The following is a 16,904-nucleotide window of genomic DNA, read 5'->3' on the forward strand; positions in this document are numbered from 1 at the left end:
AAAAGATACTCTCAAAATAGTGGATAGACTATTTTGAGAGTATCTTTTTTGCTTGTTAATTTGATCAGTATTTTTATTTTAAAATTTCTAATATTGTAATTTTATAATTCAGAATTTTGTAGAAAATCATCAGTCGTATTATTTATAATAAAAGTAAAAAGATGATGAGTTGGTGAAATGATGCAAAAGAAAAAACGTTGGCGTGAATTCTTTGGAACTATTGCAATTGCATGTTTATTGGTGTTTTTGGCGAAATTTTTTGTGTTTTTTCCGACGACTGTAAAAGGAGCATCTATGAGGCCAACGTTGCAAGATGGAGATAAGGTGATTGTTAATAAGTTAGCAAAACAATTTGAAAGCTATGGGAGAGAAGATATTATTGTTGTGAAAACAGATAATTTTTATGTCAAAAGAGTGATTGGATTGCCTGGAGATATAATTGAGATGAGAAATGATCAATTATATGTAAATTCTGAAGTGAAAGATGAAGAGTATTTGGATAGTAATAAAAAACAAGCAGAAAAAAAACTTATGAATTTAACAGAGGACTTTGGACCGATTACAGTTCCTAAAAATAAGATTTTTGTTATGGGAGATAATCGCTTAATAAGTAAAGATAGTAGAAATGGTTTAGGTTTTATTGATAGAGAAGATGTGTTAGGAAAGTTAGCAGGCATTTATTATCCGTTTGAACATATGAAAATAATAAAGTAAAAAAAACCAAGCAAATTTTAGTTTGCTTGGTTTTTTTGTTAAACAGTAGGAGATTCGTTTGATACAAAGATATCTTCATGTTTCTTTGTAGTACTTAAAACAAATTTATGTTGTAGTAATTGTAGTTTAAATAACGCCAAAGGATCATGATATGTTTCTGGATTGCTTCTTAGCGTCGCTAATGTTTGCTCGTCTTCCTGTATCTCAAGTTGAGCTGCATCTACATTTTGTTTCAATATATTAAGTGGATCTTTGAAGAACATCATGATATCACGTTCTAATGCACCTTCAAATACTTCAAATTGAAGGAAGAATTGTTTGGAAATTGTGTGAGCAATTTCTGTATAGTCTTCTGTTTCAATATATTGTTTATATTTGTTGGCGAGCATAGATTGGTTTTTTTGCATATTACCAAATAATTTTCCGGCACTTTTTAAGAAAAACTGTGTCGGTGTAAAGCGTAATAAAATATTGATGTTCGTTACTGTAATTCGATTTGTCATTCGTGCAACATCTCGATTCCAATCATCTAATAATTTGAAATCGCAAGGAAGTTTCATACGTTCTTCTTTATATAATTTATTAAACGTTTCACTCATTTCATCTAAATAAGCTTGAGCTTGAATAAATTCATTATGTGCTGTTTCAATCCATTCTTGAATAGACCCAGTAAATTTAGGAAGAAGTACCTGTTGTACATGCTTTTGAACACGTTCATTCATTGCAGCATTTAATTCTTCATGAACTAGTTTGAAATCACTATCTTCTTGAACAAGATCAGAGCAACTCTGTAATAATTCAGGAATTTGAGAATGTATATCTCGTGTAATTTCTTCTTTCGTTAAAAGATAGGATTCGGTAATAGAGCGAATTTTATCTTTTTCAAGAGCAGTAAGGTTATTAATAAATCCAGTAAGTTTCACTGAGATGTGTTTATTCCAGCGTACGGATTTTACTAATGTATTTTCTAATTCCACACGTTCATTTATGAGATAAGCAATTGTCTTTTGTGTAAACCATATTAGCTTTTCTATACGTTCTTTTTCTATATCGCGTTTTGCAAGATTAGAGAGAATAGATTCTGTTACATCTCCAAGTTGCTGGCTACTCTCTTGCGAAGGAGAGTATGGGAAGAATTGTGCATCTGGAAAATGTACTTTAAGTTTACTAATTAGTTTTTCATTAGTAGTCGTATTATTTGTGTGTAATACGAAGTGAATTTGTAAGTTTGGTACTTGTTCACGTAAATAAATTAATGTATCAATTTCTTTACTATGCAATGGTGAAGAAGAATTTAATACGTAAACAAGACTATCTGCTGCTTGTAAGTATTCAAAGTATGCATTGTTTTTATCCAATTGCTCTTGAATGGATGGTGTAAGAAGAAATGTAAACTTATTTTTTCTTAAAAACCTACTTGGTAGCTTAATTTCTATACATTTTTTCTCAAGTTCTGACTGAGCAGATGTAGCCGTTATTTGATGGAATTCATCAAGGTTAGGGATATTTCGTATATCTAACTCGGTAAATTCTGTTATTTCAGTTTGACTAGCGTCTTTAAATAGAATAGGAGTTGTTAAAGTTTCAGTTAAGATGTTCTCTCCCAATATTGAATTAACAAATGATGTTTTATCATGGTCACTAGTTCCAGCTATTAGTAGTGGTGTGACATTTAAATCACATAGTTCATGGACTAGTAGCGTAAATTGATGACTTAAATCTACATCATTTTTCTCAGCCCATACAGCGATTGTTTCGAATAAATGAGAAACTGTTTCCATATTTACATCTGCTTCAGCTGATGTATTAGAAAGTAAGGATCCAGCACTTTTTACGAGTAATGATTCTAAAGTTGTAGGTGAGACTTCATTCCATGCTAACACTGCTGCAGAGACAACTAGAGAATCTTTTGCTTTCGTTAAACTAAACCAATTTGTTAATAAATTTGGTACAAGTCCGTTTAATTCATGCATAAAATGATTTCCGGTAATTAATGCAAAGTATGTTTCTTGATAGCGAGTAGAAATTTCATTCCAATCGTCATTATTGTCTGTTTCAATATGCAAGAATAAATGATTAATACTTTGAATCCAAGGAAGGTATAAGGATTCATGTTGATAGCTATTCCAAAGAGCAATAACAAGCTCTTTAAATTGAGCTTGATCAACAGCATATAGAGCTTTTAAAGACTCATAGAAATATTCAGGCTTAATATTTTTTGTAAATCCTTTGTTTATGTAATTTATTAACGTATCAAACCAGTGTAAAGATTGTGTTCGAATACCTTCTTGAACAGCTAGTTCGATAGCGTTGTTCCAATCTTCTTGTTTTTCATAGAAAGAACGTGCAATTGCAGTAATATTTGGATAATCCGGTTGGAATGCAACAGCTTCACTAATCGTCTTAAAAGCGAGTCCTAAACGATCTTGTTCGATATAAAGAGAAAGAAGTTGTAAGGAAACCTCCATCGTAAGAGTTGTATCTTCCGTTTGAATAGATTGATAAATTTCTTCTGCCTTTGGTAAGAATCCTAGTTCAAAATAAGCATCTGCAATATTTTTTGTCGCCCAAAGTGCAAGAGCATTATTTACTTTTTCCCATTTAAATATAGCTGCTTCAAAATCTTTATTTTGATAATAAAATTCACCTTGAGCAAATCGAATATTAGAAATGTTGGAGAATTCATTTTTAGATTCATTTATATATGCTTCACCGAGTACTTCCGATGCAGGAGTAGAAGTTTCTTCTGTTAAAAATGTTTTATAGTAAACTTTTTGAATAAATTGATTTTCAATGGTCATGTTCGTTCCCCCCTGTATAATTTAGAAAAATGATGTCGTATGTAAAAGGGTGTATGTTCTTTTAATAGGTAGAAGTTGCATTATATAGACCAAACTATGTTTTTGCTAGATATATCATTTTTCTTGAGAGTTAAACCGTTGCGAAAAGTAACTTTCCTTTATTGTAACAAAAAAACACGCATATGAATTTTTATTTTTTATCGGGTTATTTGCGGGCAGTAAGAATCTAATCTCAAAATTGTTGAATGTAAGTAAGTTATGTGGGAGTCGGGATGTCTGTAGAAGCAAGATTGGCATAGGTTAATAATTAGTAGAGGATGAACAAAACTCCCACTGATTAAAGTTTCACTTTATCTCTGTTAAAGGAAAGAATAGAAGTAGAGTTCATTATAAAAACAATGTATAGTGAATATGTATACCATGTTTGCCTTAAAGATAGAAAGGGTACAATGTGGAATAACGATCGTGCATAGGATGTGTCTTCCGAATGGAACAACATATTGGCGAGTTAATCGCGCATTATGGCTATTTTGGAATTGTTATAGCTTTGGCTGGTGGTATTGTCGGATTACCGATACCAGACGAGTTTTTATTGACCTTTGTTGGTTATAATGTTTCAAAAGGAGTTATGTCAGGAACTGCTGCTTTTTTAAGTGGGATGGCTGGTGCGATGTTAGGGATCACGTTAAGCTACATATTAGGTTTAAAACTTGGGCTCCCTGTTTTAAAGAAATATGGGCCGAAAATTAGAATTAAAGAACATCACATTGAAAAAACACATATTTTATTTGAAAAATATGGGCCATTTCTTTTAATGATTGGTTATTTTATACCGGGAGTACGTCATTTAACGGCATATTTTGCTGGGGTATCAAATTTGACACTTTGGCGTTTTTGTTTGTACGCTTACGGTGGTGCGCTCATTTGGATAAGTGTTTTTATTGGGCTTGGCTGGAAGTTAGGCGAGAAGTGGCGCTTCGTTGAGTATAGTTTACATCATTATGGAATATGGATTTTATTAATTTCAGCAGTTGTTACATGTGTTGTATGGTTGTACATAAAGAAAAAGAAAAACCGCTAATAGCGGTTTTTTTAGCTGAAAGCAATAAATAATACACCAGCTGTAATAAAGACTACACCAACACCGGTCATAAAGTTTAACTTTTCACCGAGGATAATCATAGCGAGAATGATAGAAAATACGACGCTTAATTTATCGACAGGAGCTACTTGTGAAACCTTTCCTGTTTTGAGGGCAAGAAAATAAAATAGCCATGACGAAGCACCTGCAACCCCACTTAATGTGATAAATAGCAGTGCTTTTTTATTTAGCAGTACGTCGCCGATATTTTGAAATTTACCTTGTATGATAATAACGCCTATCATAAATAATGCCATAATAATAGATCGAATTGTTGTTGCAACGTTTGCATCGATGCCGTCTAAACCAAACTTTCCAAAAATAGATACAAGGGCAGCAGCAATTGCTGATAATAGTGCAAATAAGAGCCACGAACTCATAGTAAAATTCCTCCAATCTTACAGTATTATACATGAAAATGATTCTCATGTATAAAGTTGAAGCAATTGAGCTTTATAGAAAGCGCGACTTCAACTTAACTTCTTGCTCCACCTGAATTTTAAGGTGGGAGTTTTACTGCCTGTAAATAGTGGGCTAAATAACGAAATAATCCCCACCTTATATTTTTAATAAGGTGGGGATTATTATACTACTCTGCAATTTCCTCATATAAAAAGTACGTTACATTATAAATATGTTCTACTTCATCGTCTGTCATAAACAGTAATTCGTCACGCTCAATCCCTTTTTTCTTTTCAATAAACTCAATCATATTTTTGCGTTCTTCTCTCTTCATCAATTTTATTTCTCCTCTCAATCTGTTTTAATACAGTTTATTTAAGTTACTGCTATTATATAACAGAATCTTTGGAAAGTTCCACCTATTTTATTATTTTTTTTAAAAGAACTTTTCGACAAAACAAGCCCACCTAAGGGGGGGCTTGTTTTATTTTATAGTCGTAAAAACTCAGGCTCCGTCGTACCCGCACCATCAATGTAATAAATTGTGTCGGGATTGATTTTGATCAATACGTAATTAGGGTCTTCAGGACCGAGTAACCAACGTTTTAAGCTATTATTCCAAAACTTGTTTTTTAATGTTGAGTCTTCCTCGATTGAAGCTAACCCTTCAACTTCAATATAATCTTCATCTAATTTTTTTCCTTCTCGTCCGAGTAGTACATGGACATTAGGATTTTGTTCAATATCTGTTATCTTTTTTGATTGTCGATCTGTTGCAACATATAGTACAAAATCTTCATGGAAAAACATCATAAAGGCGCTATGAGGTTTCTCATTTCGTACTGTAGATAATACACCAGTACGTTGACCTTGAATAATAGTTGCGATTTTTTCTTTTAAGTGCATAATTTTAACCCCTTTTCACAATTTATAATTCTGTCTGTTTAAACAAGATAATTTAAATATCTTTCATACTGTTTTCTTCAATCCGATTTTTTAAACGTAATTGTGATGAAATCGGACAAGTTAGGAGAAGAATAATAATAATATTGAGGAGAAATACATACGATGGAAGGATGAAAAGCATGTTTAATAAAATATTTCTTATAGTAGCGCTTATAGGTGTACCACTATCTGTACTTGGAAAAACACTTCATTGGCCAGAAACAATTATGTTCGCTGTGTATTGTATTACGATTATCGCATTAGCTGGTTTTATGGGGAGAGCAACAGAGAGTCTAGCAATTGTTTCTGGTCCTAGAATAGGCGGGTTATTAAATGCTACTTTCGGTAATGCTGTTGAACTTATCATTTCAATTTTTGCACTTCAAGCAGGGTTAATTGAAGTGGTGTTAGCTTCTTTAACCGGTTCTGTACTTGGAAATTTATTATTGGTAGGAGGGTTATCTTTCTTTGTTGGAGGTCTTAAATACAAAAGACAAAGTTTTAATGTATATGATGCAAGGCATAATTCAGCTTTATTAATATTTGCTGTTGTTGTGGCCTTTGTTATTCCAGAGATCTTTTCAATGAAGATGGACGCTGGCAAGACGTATCAATTAAGTATAGGTGTTTCTATTATTATGATTATCATGTACCTTGCTGCATTACTATTTAAGTTAGTTACGCACCGTGGTGTATATCAACATAAAAGTGACGAAGTAGCGCATGAAGAAGAGCCAGAGTGGTCAAAAGGGAAGGCGCTCCTTATTTTAGCGATAGCAACACTGGCAGTAGCTTATGTGTCAGAGGCACTCGTACATACTTTTGAAACTGTTGCAAAGTCATTTGGTTGGTCAGAGTTATTTATAGGGGTTATTATCGTTGCGATTGTTGGGAATGCAGCGGAACATGCGTCTGCAATTATTATGGCTTATAAAAATAAAGTAAATATTGCAGTCGAAATTGCAATAGGCTCTACATTACAAATCGCCATGTTTGTTGCTCCTGTATTAGTATTGCTATCTATGTTCTTCGCGCAAAGGATGCCTTTAGTATTTACTATACCAGAACTTGTGTCTATGATTACAGCCGTTTTCTTAACGATTGCGATTTCCAATGATGGAGATACAAACTGGTTTGAAGGTGGCACTTTACTAGCGGCGTATGTCATTATGGGAATTGGTTTTTATTTATTATGAAAAATAGGCATAACAATTGCGCTCAGAGAAAACAATAAACGAAGTAGTATATATACCTACATAGGAAGGAGCCAGACAGGTGAAACGAGTATACAGCATATGTCTTTCAACTATGGTCTCGTTTATTTTATTATTTCCTAACATGAGTTTTGCAAAGACAACAGTAGGAACAAAAATGCCTTCATCTGTTTTAAATATTTCAAAAGACAATACATTTCCAAATGATGCGCAAGATTTGCCACGTTTACAACCAAGTAAATTTGCTCAAGAGCTATTGAAAACGGCTAATATTAAAATTGAAAATCCAGACTTAATTCGGATGTTTAATGAAACGACAATTTCAAATGCGCCGCTTGCAGTAGGGTATCGGGCAAAAATTTATTTGGGTCAATGGGCTTTACATTATGAATCAGTAGACACATCGATTAATTGGGAATATAAACAAGTGAATCGAAATGTGTATGATAATCGCGGAGGAGACCGTTTATATCCACTTCGCTATAAGCAAGAAACACAAAAGACGGTTGAAGGCGATTTAACAGCAGATATGAAAGATGCTGCAGATGTGAAAAAAATGATGCTTCTCAAAGCACTTGAAAAAGTACAATTACCCCTTTCGTTTAAAACGACCATTGGTTATGGTACTGGACATGAGCGTGTGTATAATATTAGTCCGAGTCAACTCGGATATTTATACGCTTATACACCAGCAGTAAATGAAAAAGGAAAAGTAACATTTGGAGAAGTGTATCTTGTATTAAAGGGAAATCAAAAAAGACTTGTTGTGAAAAATATTACTTCTCAAGGAATTGGAGCTGCTATTCCAATTCATGATCATTTGTATTTTAAATTCATTTCTTCTTCCCACTCGCAATAACATGAAAAAACGTCAGCTTATAAGCTGACGTTTTTTTATAATGTAATGTTTGCTGTTTTTGATAAGAAATCTTCTGTCGGATAGTAGCTGTTTTTTACAAGAACATTTGGTCCAAGACATTTTACTGCAGGACAGTGACAGCTTAATGATTTTGCAGTTTTTGAAGCGCTCCATTTTTCATACGCTTCTTGTAATGTGTTTGTTTGTATGTTTCCTAGAAGTGGAACATCACCAAAATCAGTAACGATAATATTGCCATCAAAAATATTTACATTTAAGCGTGAACGACCATCTGGATCGTTACGAACAGTTACATTTTTGCTCTCTTGTAACTTTTTAAATGTGGCAATGTCTCGCTCGTCATCGCTACAAGCATAGAAAGGTAAAGTTCCAAATAACATCCATACATTTTCATCGCGAATTTCTAGTAAATGCTCAATCGCATCACGAATTTCAGCTTTTGTTAAAATCTCTAGATTACTCGCAAAGTCACTTGGATACATTGGATGAACTTCATGACGTTTACAGCCCATCTCTTCGACGATTTGGCGGTGAATATGTTCAATATGTGGTAGAGTTCTTTTGTTTAACATTGTTTCGGCAGATACAAGTACACCTGCATCTGATAGAGCCTTACTATTTGTAATCATTCTTTCGAATAATTTTGCACGTTGTTCGTAAGTAGGCTTACGCTCCATCATTGCAAATCCGCCTTCAACGAAGTCATCAATTGTTCCCCAGTTATGAGAGATATGCAATACGTCTAAATAAGGAATAATCTGTTCGTAACGTGCTAAATCTATAGTTAAGTTAGAGTTGATTTGAGTGCGAACGCCTCGTTCATGGGCGTATTTTAAGAGTGGTGTTACATAGTTGTCGACGGATTTTTTTGAAAGCATAGGTTCTCCGCCAGTAATACTTAAAGAACGTAAATGAGGAATCTCATCTAATCGTTTTAATAAAAGATCCATCGGAAGCGGATTTGGGTCTTTCGGCTGTAACGTGTAACCAACAGCGCAATGCTCACAGCGCATATTGCATAACGTCGTCGTTGTAAATTCAACATTTGTTAATAGTAGTTTGCCGTACTCTTCAAGGTCCATATACGCTTCCCATGGATCGTAAGAAGGAGTAATCGGCTTCATTTTTTGTGATATCGTCATATGAAATACTCCTTTGACTATTGAAATAACAATTTGTCCATTCTCTATAATAGAAGAATATGTGCTTTTTATAAAGTGAAACTTTTTAGCATGAAAAGAGAGAGGGCTTACATTATAGTGGATGACTGTGACAAAATTGATGAAATTTCATGCCCATAGCAATCGTTTTTGCGGTATAATAAAAGCAACTCGAATTAAAAGGAGAGTGCCTTCATGGGAAAAGCAATTCAAGATAAAGATACACAATTAGTATATTTAAAAGAACGTTTAAATATGTTCATTGAAGTAATTGATACAATTGAACCCGAAGAAGTAGAATTAGAAGATGTAGATCGTCTTCTTGCAATGTTAGATGAATTAGAATTAAAATGTGAGCAATTTAAAAAAGACGAATAATATATTAAAAAGGCTACCAATTCCAATTTGGTAGCCTTTTTCTGTTCGGGTAATAGAAGGACGATAGAAAAAGAGGTATAATCAAGTTGTGAAAAATTTCATTTATGCTTTAATAGCGTGAAATAAATAGCTAAAGAGCATAACAATTGAATTTTCAGCTCATAACGTTTTGGTAGCGTTCACAATTGAGGGGGAAGTAACAATGGAAAAGCTTCAAGAAAGCATGTATCAACTAATTGTTGAAACGTCAACGAACTTACCGAAAGATGTTCGTCGTGCGATTCAACAAGCGAAAGAGCGAGAAAATGCAGGGACTCGTTCTGCGATGGCACTTGGCACAATTACAAATAATATTAAAATGGCTGATGATAACATCTCGCCGATTTGCCAAGATACAGGGATGCCAACGTTTAAAATTTATACACCAGTTGGTGTGAATCAATTAAAGTTGAAGGAAGCTATCTATAATGCGCTTGAGCGGGCGACAAAAGATGGTAAACTTCGTCCCAATTCTGTTGATTCTCTTTTTGGAGATAATAGTGGAAATAATTTAGGACCAGGTACACCGGTGATTAAGTTTGAACAATGGGAAAAAGATTATATTGATGCACGTTTAATCCTAAAAGGTGGTGGCTGTGAGAATAAAAATATTCAATATAGCTTACCGTGTGAACTAGAAGGACTTGGACGAGCTGGCCGTGATTTAGAAGGGATTCGTAAATGCCTTCTTCATGCAGTATATCAAGCACAAGGGCAAGGATGTAGCGCTGGTGTAATTGGTGTTGGTATCGGGGGAGACCGCACATCAGGTTATGAATTAGCAAAAAATCAATTATTCCGTACATTAGATGATGTCAATCCAGTACCAGAGTTACAACATCTTGAAGAGTACGTATTAGAAAATGCGAACAAGCTTGGCATTGGTACGATGGGATTTGGCGGAGAAACAACTTTACTTGGTTGTAAAATTGGCGTCTATAATCGTTTGCCAGCTAGTTTCTATGTATCTGTTGCGTATAATTGCTGGGCATATCGTCGCCTTGGTGTGAAAATCCATCCTGAAACAGGAGACATTATGGATTGGCTATATCAAGAAGGGGAAGATACACTTCAGCATGAAGTACAAGAAAAAACAGAGCAACGTGAGATTGTATTAGAAGCACCAATTACAGAAGAGCAAATTCGTGAACTTCGCGTTGGTGATGTTGTAACAATTAATGGCATGATGTATACAGGTCGTGACGCAATCCATAAGCATTTAATGGATAATGATTGTCCAGTAGATTTAAATGGACAAATTATTTACCACTGTGGTCCAGTTGTTGTGAAAGATGAAAATGACAATTGGCAAATTAAAGCGGCAGGTCCAACGACAAGTATTCGTGAAGAACCGTACCAAGGCGATATTATGAAGAAATTCGGTATTCGCGCTGTCATTGGAAAAGGCGGTATGGGTGCGAAAACATTAGCGGCTTTAGAAGAACATGGCGGTGTATATTTAAACGCAATCGGTGGTGCAGCGCAATATTATGCTGAATGTATTAAAGAAGTGAAAGATGTTGATTTCTTACAATTTGGTATTCCAGAAGCAATGTGGCATTTACGTATCGACGGTTTTAAAGCAGTTGTAACGATGGACTCTCATGGTAATAGCTTACATGCAGATGTTGATAAAACATCACTTGAAAAATTAGCTAGCTTTAAAGAGCCAGTATTTAAGTAAATAAAAAATGCATCTCGAATGATTCGAGATGCATTTTTTTGGTATATATAGAAAAACATGTTCAGCATGAAAGAATGCGTTGCAACAGAAACTACAAGTACGATTATATATGGAAAGGAGACTATTTATGAAATATAAATGGTTATATATCGGTCTCATTTTTTCAATTATGATGGCACTTGTTCCAGTTTCAGCACTGGCTTATACAAATACTCCACATAACTGGGGAATCCCGCGTCCTAAAAATGAAACAGTACCAGATGCAGGAAAGTTATATACAGATTTACTACAAAAAAATGGCGGGTTTTATTTAGGAGATACGAAGAAAAAAGATATTTATTTAACATTTGATAATGGATATGAGAATGGATACACAGGGAAAATATTAGATGTATTAAAAGAGAAAAAAGTACCAGCAACTTTCTTTGTAACGGGACATTACATTAAAACACAAAAAGATTTATTGTTAAGAATGAAGGATGAAGGACACATTATTGGAAACCATTCTTGGAGTCATCCTGATTTTACAGCGGTAAATGATGAGAAACTTCGTGAAGAATTAACGAGTGTAACAGAAGAAATTAAAAAAGTAACTGGGCAAAAAGAAGTGAAATATGTACGTCCTCCGCGCGGTGTATTTAGTGAAAGAACGTTAGCTCTTACGAAAGAAATGGGCTATTATAATGTATTTTGGTCACTTGCATTTTTGGATTGGAAAGTGGATCAGCAAAGAGGATGGCAATATGCGCATAATAATGTTATGACGATGATTCATCCAGGATCTATTTTATTACTTCATGCAATATCAAAAGATAATGCAGAAGCACTTGCAAAAATCATTGATGATTTGCGCGAGAAAGGGTATCATTTTAAAAGTCTAGATGACTTAGTAAAAGGCAATCAACCGTAAGCATGTATGCTTACGGTTTTCTCATGCTATAATGATGTGTAAAAAGGATGGGGAAACGTATGTGGAGCGAGCATGTTACGTTAGAGTATCCGTATCATTTTGAAGAAGTATTAAAACGTTTATCTTTTGATCCTCTTAACGTCATTCAATTAGATGAGAAAGTTATTTATATCCCGCTTTGTATCGACGAGGAACAGGTTGTTGTTCGCTTACAAGGGATTGGTACTGTTCAAAATCCACAGTTTTGGATTTCTAGTCAGACAGGAGATCCAGAGAAAGTCATGAAACGAATGAGAGCCATTTTTCATTGGAATGAACCGTTTCAAGATATACAAAATCATTTTTTAAACACATCATTACGTCCACTATTTGAAACATATGCTTATACTCCAATTATTTTAGAATTTGATTATTTTGCTTGTCTGCTTCGCTGTATCATTCACCAACAAATAAATTTGAAATTTGCTACTGTGTTAACAGAACAATTTGTGAAACGGTATGGAACAGAGAAGAACGGTGTATTCTTTTTCCCCACTCCGGAAATAGTAGCAAATATTTCAATAGAAGAATTGAGAGAGCAGAAGTTTAGTCAGCGAAAGGCTGAATATATAGTAGGATTAGGTCGAAGTATTGTCAGTGGTACATTAAATTTAGCGAGTATAGAAAATGGGACGGAAGAAGACATTTCAGCACAATTGTTGCCAATTAGGGGAATTGGTGCATGGACAGTGCAAAACTTTTTAATGTTTGGGCTTGGACGGAAAAATATGTTCCCAAAAGCGGACATTGGGATTCAGCGTGCAGTGCAAGGTATATTTCAATTAGATGATAAACCTGATGATGCATTTTTAGAAAAATTGAAACAAGAGTGTGAACCATACTGCAGTTATGCAGCGTTATATTTATGGAAAAGTATAGAGTAGAGGTGTAATAATGATACAAAAGCAACATGAGAGTAAGTTGGAAGTTGGTCAAACGTTTCCTGTGACAATTAAACGTCTTGGGATTAACGGAGAAGGCGTTGGTTATTTTAAGAGACAAGTTGTTTTCATTCCAGGGGCATTACCAGGAGAAGAAGTTGTTGCAGAAACAACGAAAATTCAGCGTGGCTTCGCTGAAGCGAAAGTGAAAAAAGTTCGTAAAGCTTCACCGCATCGTGTGAAAGCACCGTGTCCAGTATATGAGGAGTGTGGCGGTTGTCAGCTGCAACATTTAGATTATAAAGAACAATTGAATCAAAAGCGTGATATCGTTGTACAAGCATTTGAGAAGTACATGAAAAATAGTATGGAAGAGAAAATTCGTCCAACGCTTGGCATGGAAAATCCATGGCATTATCGTAATAAGAGTCAATTACAAGTGGGGCGTAAAGACGAAAAGGTTATTACAGGGCTATATAAACAAAACTCACATCAGTTAATTGATATCGCTCACTGTATGATTCAACATAAAGCAACGAATGAAGCGACAAAAGTTGTAAGACGTATTTTAGAAAAATTAAATGTTTCTATTTACAATGAGAAAAAACAAAAAGGTTTAGTACGCACAATTGTAACACGTACTGCAGTTCAAACAGGTGAAGTACAAGTTACACTTATTACAACAAAAGAAGAATTACCAAATAAAGAACAATTTATTGCAGAAGTACAAAAACAGATGCCAGCGGTTAAATCAATTATGCAAAATGTAAACTGGCGTAAAACATCTGTTATTTTTGGCGACAAAACATTTAAATTAGCTGGAAAAGAAGTAATTCAAGAAACACTTGGTGATTTATCATTTGAATTATCAGCACGTGCGTTCTTCCAGTTGAATCCAGAGCAAACCGTTGTTTTATATAATGAAGCAAAAAAAGCCGCTGCGTTAACAGGCGATGAGAAAATTGTAGATGCGTATTGTGGCGTTGGTACAATCGGTCTTTGGCTTGCAAATGATGCAGCGGAAGTACGTGGTATGGATGTAATTCCAGAAGCGATTGCAGATGCAAGAAAAAATGCAAAGCGTCACGGATTTACAAATACGAAATATGAAGCAGGTAAAGCTGAACAATGGTTACCGAAATGGGTAAAAGAAGGATGGCGTCCAGATGTAATTGTTGTCGACCCACCACGTACAGGTTGCGATGATAAATTACTGGAAACAATTTTAAAAGTGAAGCCGAAACAAGTTGTGTACGTGTCTTGTAATCCTTCTTCATTAGCACGTGATGTACAAGCATTAATGAAGAGCTATGAAGTGGAGTATGTGCAACCAGTTGATATGTTCCCGCATACAGCTCACGTAGAAAATGTAGTGAAGCTTGTTAGAAAGTAAAGTTTATTAATATTCCCTCATGGTATGAGGGAATATTTTCTATGAAGGAGAATATTATGCATAATTATAAATTAACAATTCAGTACGATGGCGCACGTTTTAAAGGATGGCAACGTCTCGGTAATAACGATAATACAATTCAAGGAAAAATCGAAAGTGTCATATCTGAAATGGTCGGAAAAGAAATTGAAATTATCGGTTGTAGTAGAACAGACGCTGGTGTACATGCTTTGAATCAAGTTGCTAACTTTCAAAGTGATGAGAAGTTAGTGGAACATAAAGTGAAAAAATATTTAAATCAATATTTACCTAATGATATTAGCATTACGAATGTGGAAGAAGTACATGATCGTTTCCATGCTCGTTACAATTCTAAAGCAAAAACATATCTGTATAAAATTTGGAATGAAGAGCATACAAATCCATTTATGCGTAAATACAGCATGCATGTGAATAAAAAATTAAATGTGAAAAGCATGAAAGCAGCTGCGAAACATTTAGTTGGTTCACATGACTTTACTGCTTTTTCAAATGCGAAATCAAAGAAAAAATCTATGGTTCGAGAAGTATATACACTTGATGTGATGGAAGAGGCAGGGTTTGTACAAATTAGAGTAAGTGGTAACGGCTTCCTTCATAATATGGTAAGAAAAATTGTCGGGGCATTAATTGAAGTTGGATTAGGACAATTAGACGCTGAAGCAATTCCAAACATTTTAGAGGAAAAGCAGCGCAATCAAATTAATTGTCTTGCTGAGGCAAGTGGGTTGTATTTAGAGAATGTTGAGTTTTAATGGCAAATAAAAAAATCGGGCTAAGTAGCTCGATTTTTTTTGTATTACGAAGATTTCTCGTTTTTTATACGTAGCTTCAAATTCCAAAAAGCAGCAAGCATAATAGCTGCAAAGGAGCCGCTAATTGTTCCTAATAGCTTTGCATAAGGAAAGCTACTCATATCACCATTAATGAATAACATTATACATAGAACAGCAGGGAGAAGATATAAGTAGTGTAATAACTTTAATTTTTTATCATTACTCATATATATAGCCCTTTCTAGCATGTTATATGTTTATTGTAACATATTTTACCAAGTTATTTTTTGCACTTGGAGACATGTTTATTTCATATGTGTAAATGCAGTTTTTTAATTCGATATTGTAAGTTTTGCCTACTTAATCCTAAAAATTTTGCAGCTTGTGAGATGTTGCCATGATGTTCTTTAAGAATTTGGTTAATGTAGTTCTTTTCCATTTTTTCTATTGTGTGTTTTAAAGTTTTAGGTGCATCAGTATTGTGATTAGTTAGTGCATGTTGCATATTGAATTCTGTTTTTATTCGTTCACGAAAGCGAGTAGGCATATGAAACGCTGTAATGATGGTTTCATCTTCTATCAAGTTCATGGAACCTTCAATTATATGTTCCAACTCCCGTACGTTTCCAGGCCAATCGTATGCATAGAAAAATTCTCTTACATTTACATCTACATCGGTTACATTGAGCCCAAATTGAGTATTATATTTTTCAATAAAGTGCTGAACAAGATCTGGAATATCTTCTTTTCTTTCACGTAAAGGCGGAAGACATAAAGTAACGACGCTTAATCGATAATATAAGTCTTCTCTTAATCGATTATGTGCGATGGCTTCGAAAGGATCTTCATTGATAGTTGCTATAATACGAACATCAATTTCTTTTTCGTGTGTGCCTCCGATTCTTCGTATTGTTTTTTCTTGTATAGCTCGTAGTAACTTCGCTTGAAGTGCTGGACTTAATGAGTTGATTTCATCTAATAACAAAGTTCCTCCGTTCGCTTCTTCGAATAAGCCTGATTTATCTATTGCTCCTGTAAAGGCACCTCGATTTGTGCCAAATAGTAGGCTTTCCATTAAGGTATCAGGTATAGCGGCACAGTTTTGTGAAATAAAGGGTTTGGTTGAACGCTGACTTTCATTATGGATGCTTTGTGCAAATAGTTCTTTACCAGTGCCTGTTTCCCCTACGAGAAGTATGGAGGAAGATGTACGAATTACTCTTTTTCCTTCTGTAATGATTGATTGAATGGCTTCAGAATCACCAATTATGTGATCAAAGGTAAATTTAGTGCTTTGTTTTCGAGAAGGGCTTATTTTTATCGTTTGTTTTAAGTTACTAATTTCTTTTGATATTTCAATAGCGCCTTTAATTTTTCCATTTTCTATTATAGGGAAAGTATCGTTAATCGTTGTAATTTCTTGTCCTTTATTGTTAAAATACGTTTGTTTTATATTTTTCTTTGTTTTTCCAAATTTTAATGCCTCTATAAGAGCTGTCTCTTATACA

General features: G+C 34.4%; 16 protein-coding genes and 1 pseudogene. 10 read left to right on the forward strand and 7 right to left on the reverse strand.

The window, feature by feature from the left end:
• Positions 1-177: 177 nt before the first annotated feature.
• Positions 178-714, forward strand: a complete 537-nt coding sequence (gene lepB / locus ABWK52_RS16085; RefSeq protein WP_000983302.1) for a signal peptidase I — start codon at positions 178-180, stop codon at positions 712-714.
• A 38-nt stretch (positions 715-752) separates the two neighbouring features.
• Here the strand turns inward: lepB and ABWK52_RS16090 are convergent, their stop codons facing one another.
• On the reverse strand, positions 753-3,515 hold the full coding sequence (locus ABWK52_RS16090) for a tetratricopeptide repeat protein (RefSeq protein ID WP_000151409.1): 2,763 nt from the start codon (positions 3,513-3,515) through the stop codon (positions 753-755).
• Between the two features lie 487 nt (positions 3,516-4,002).
• Between ABWK52_RS16090 and ABWK52_RS16095 the strand changes: the two genes are divergently transcribed.
• Entirely contained in the window at positions 4,003-4,596 is a 594-nt protein-coding gene (locus ABWK52_RS16095) for a DedA family protein (RefSeq protein ID WP_000434878.1), read from the forward strand.
• Positions 4,597-4,607: 11 nt separating this feature from the next.
• On the opposite strand, the gene ABWK52_RS16100 is transcribed toward ABWK52_RS16095, so the two are convergent.
• The 3 genes from ABWK52_RS16100 to ABWK52_RS16110 all read right to left on the reverse strand — a co-directional run bounded on the left by ABWK52_RS16100 (position 4,608) and on the right by ABWK52_RS16110 (position 5,964).
• Complete coding sequence (locus tag ABWK52_RS16100) at positions 4,608-5,036, reverse strand: EamA family transporter (protein ID WP_000100296.1); 429 nt, start codon at positions 5,034-5,036, stop codon at positions 4,608-4,610.
• Between the two features lie 209 nt (positions 5,037-5,245).
• A complete protein-coding gene (locus ABWK52_RS16105) occupies positions 5,246-5,392 on the reverse strand; it encodes a BH0509 family protein (RefSeq protein ID WP_000817786.1) in 147 nt (48 codons plus the stop codon).
• Between the two features lie 155 nt (positions 5,393-5,547).
• A complete protein-coding gene (locus tag ABWK52_RS16110; RefSeq protein WP_000550220.1) occupies positions 5,548-5,964 on the reverse strand; it encodes a pyridoxamine 5'-phosphate oxidase family protein in 417 nt (138 codons plus the stop codon).
• A gap of 179 nt (positions 5,965-6,143) precedes the next feature.
• Here ABWK52_RS16110 and cax point away from each other — a divergent pair, with 179 nt between their 5' ends.
• Together cax and ABWK52_RS16120 are read left to right on the forward strand one after the other, a co-directional pair.
• Positions 6,144-7,199 (forward strand): calcium/proton exchanger, encoded by a 1,056-nt coding sequence (gene cax / locus ABWK52_RS16115; protein ID WP_000482133.1) that lies wholly within the window; start codon positions 6,144-6,146, stop codon positions 7,197-7,199.
• Between the two features lie 79 nt (positions 7,200-7,278).
• Positions 7,279-8,076 carry a YfkD famly protein gene (locus tag ABWK52_RS16120; RefSeq protein ID WP_002102695.1) on the forward strand — a complete coding sequence of 266 codons (798 nt, stop codon included), beginning with the start codon at positions 7,279-7,281 and terminating at the stop codon, positions 8,074-8,076.
• Between the two features lie 35 nt (positions 8,077-8,111).
• On the opposite strand, the gene yfkAB is transcribed toward ABWK52_RS16120, so the two are convergent.
• On the reverse strand, positions 8,112-9,239 hold the full coding sequence (yfkAB, locus tag ABWK52_RS16125) for a radical SAM/CxCxxxxC motif protein YfkAB (protein WP_000156023.1): 1,128 nt from the start codon (positions 9,237-9,239) through the stop codon (positions 8,112-8,114).
• A 213-nt stretch (positions 9,240-9,452) separates the two neighbouring features.
• Between yfkAB and ABWK52_RS16130 the strand changes: the two genes are divergently transcribed.
• From ABWK52_RS16130 to truA, 6 genes are all read left to right on the forward strand, one after another.
• On the forward strand, positions 9,453-9,635 hold the full coding sequence (locus tag ABWK52_RS16130; protein ID WP_000513558.1) for an SE1561 family protein: 183 nt from the start codon (positions 9,453-9,455) through the stop codon (positions 9,633-9,635).
• Positions 9,636-9,837: 202 nt separating this feature from the next.
• Positions 9,838-11,358 (forward strand): class I fumarate hydratase, encoded by a 1,521-nt coding sequence (fumA, locus tag ABWK52_RS16135; RefSeq protein WP_000413522.1) that lies wholly within the window; start codon positions 9,838-9,840, stop codon positions 11,356-11,358.
• 127 nt (positions 11,359-11,485) lie between these two features.
• Positions 11,486-12,268 carry a delta-lactam-biosynthetic de-N-acetylase gene (gene pdaA, locus ABWK52_RS16140; protein ID WP_000875956.1) on the forward strand — a complete coding sequence of 261 codons (783 nt, stop codon included), beginning with the start codon at positions 11,486-11,488 and terminating at the stop codon, positions 12,266-12,268.
• A gap of 59 nt (positions 12,269-12,327) precedes the next feature.
• A complete protein-coding gene (locus tag ABWK52_RS16145; RefSeq protein WP_000269421.1) occupies positions 12,328-13,191 on the forward strand; it encodes a DNA-3-methyladenine glycosylase family protein in 864 nt (287 codons plus the stop codon).
• A gap of 10 nt (positions 13,192-13,201) precedes the next feature.
• Positions 13,202-14,581 carry a 23S rRNA (uracil(1939)-C(5))-methyltransferase RlmD gene (rlmD, locus tag ABWK52_RS16150; protein ID WP_000615200.1) on the forward strand — a complete coding sequence of 460 codons (1,380 nt, stop codon included), beginning with the start codon at positions 13,202-13,204 and terminating at the stop codon, positions 14,579-14,581.
• A gap of 56 nt (positions 14,582-14,637) precedes the next feature.
• Positions 14,638-15,375 carry a tRNA pseudouridine(38-40) synthase TruA gene (gene truA / locus ABWK52_RS16155; RefSeq protein ID WP_000553118.1) on the forward strand — a complete coding sequence of 246 codons (738 nt, stop codon included), beginning with the start codon at positions 14,638-14,640 and terminating at the stop codon, positions 15,373-15,375.
• Positions 15,376-15,419: 44 nt separating this feature from the next.
• Here the strand turns inward: truA and ABWK52_RS16160 are convergent, their stop codons facing one another.
• Together ABWK52_RS16160 and ABWK52_RS16165 are read right to left on the reverse strand one after the other, a co-directional pair.
• Positions 15,420-15,623: a hypothetical protein gene (locus tag ABWK52_RS16160; protein ID WP_000063854.1), complete on the reverse strand. Its 204-nt coding sequence runs from the start codon at positions 15,621-15,623 to the stop codon at positions 15,420-15,422.
• 83 nt (positions 15,624-15,706) lie between these two features.
• Positions 15,707-16,894, reverse strand: a pseudogene (locus ABWK52_RS16165) (sigma-54 interaction domain-containing protein); the annotation flags it as partial.
• Positions 16,895-16,904 lie beyond the last annotated feature (10 nt).

The sequence above is a fragment of the Bacillus sp. AP50 genome (assembly GCF_040492675.1).
Classification (GTDB): domain Bacteria; phylum Bacillota; class Bacilli; order Bacillales; family Bacillaceae_G; genus Bacillus_A; species Bacillus_A cereus.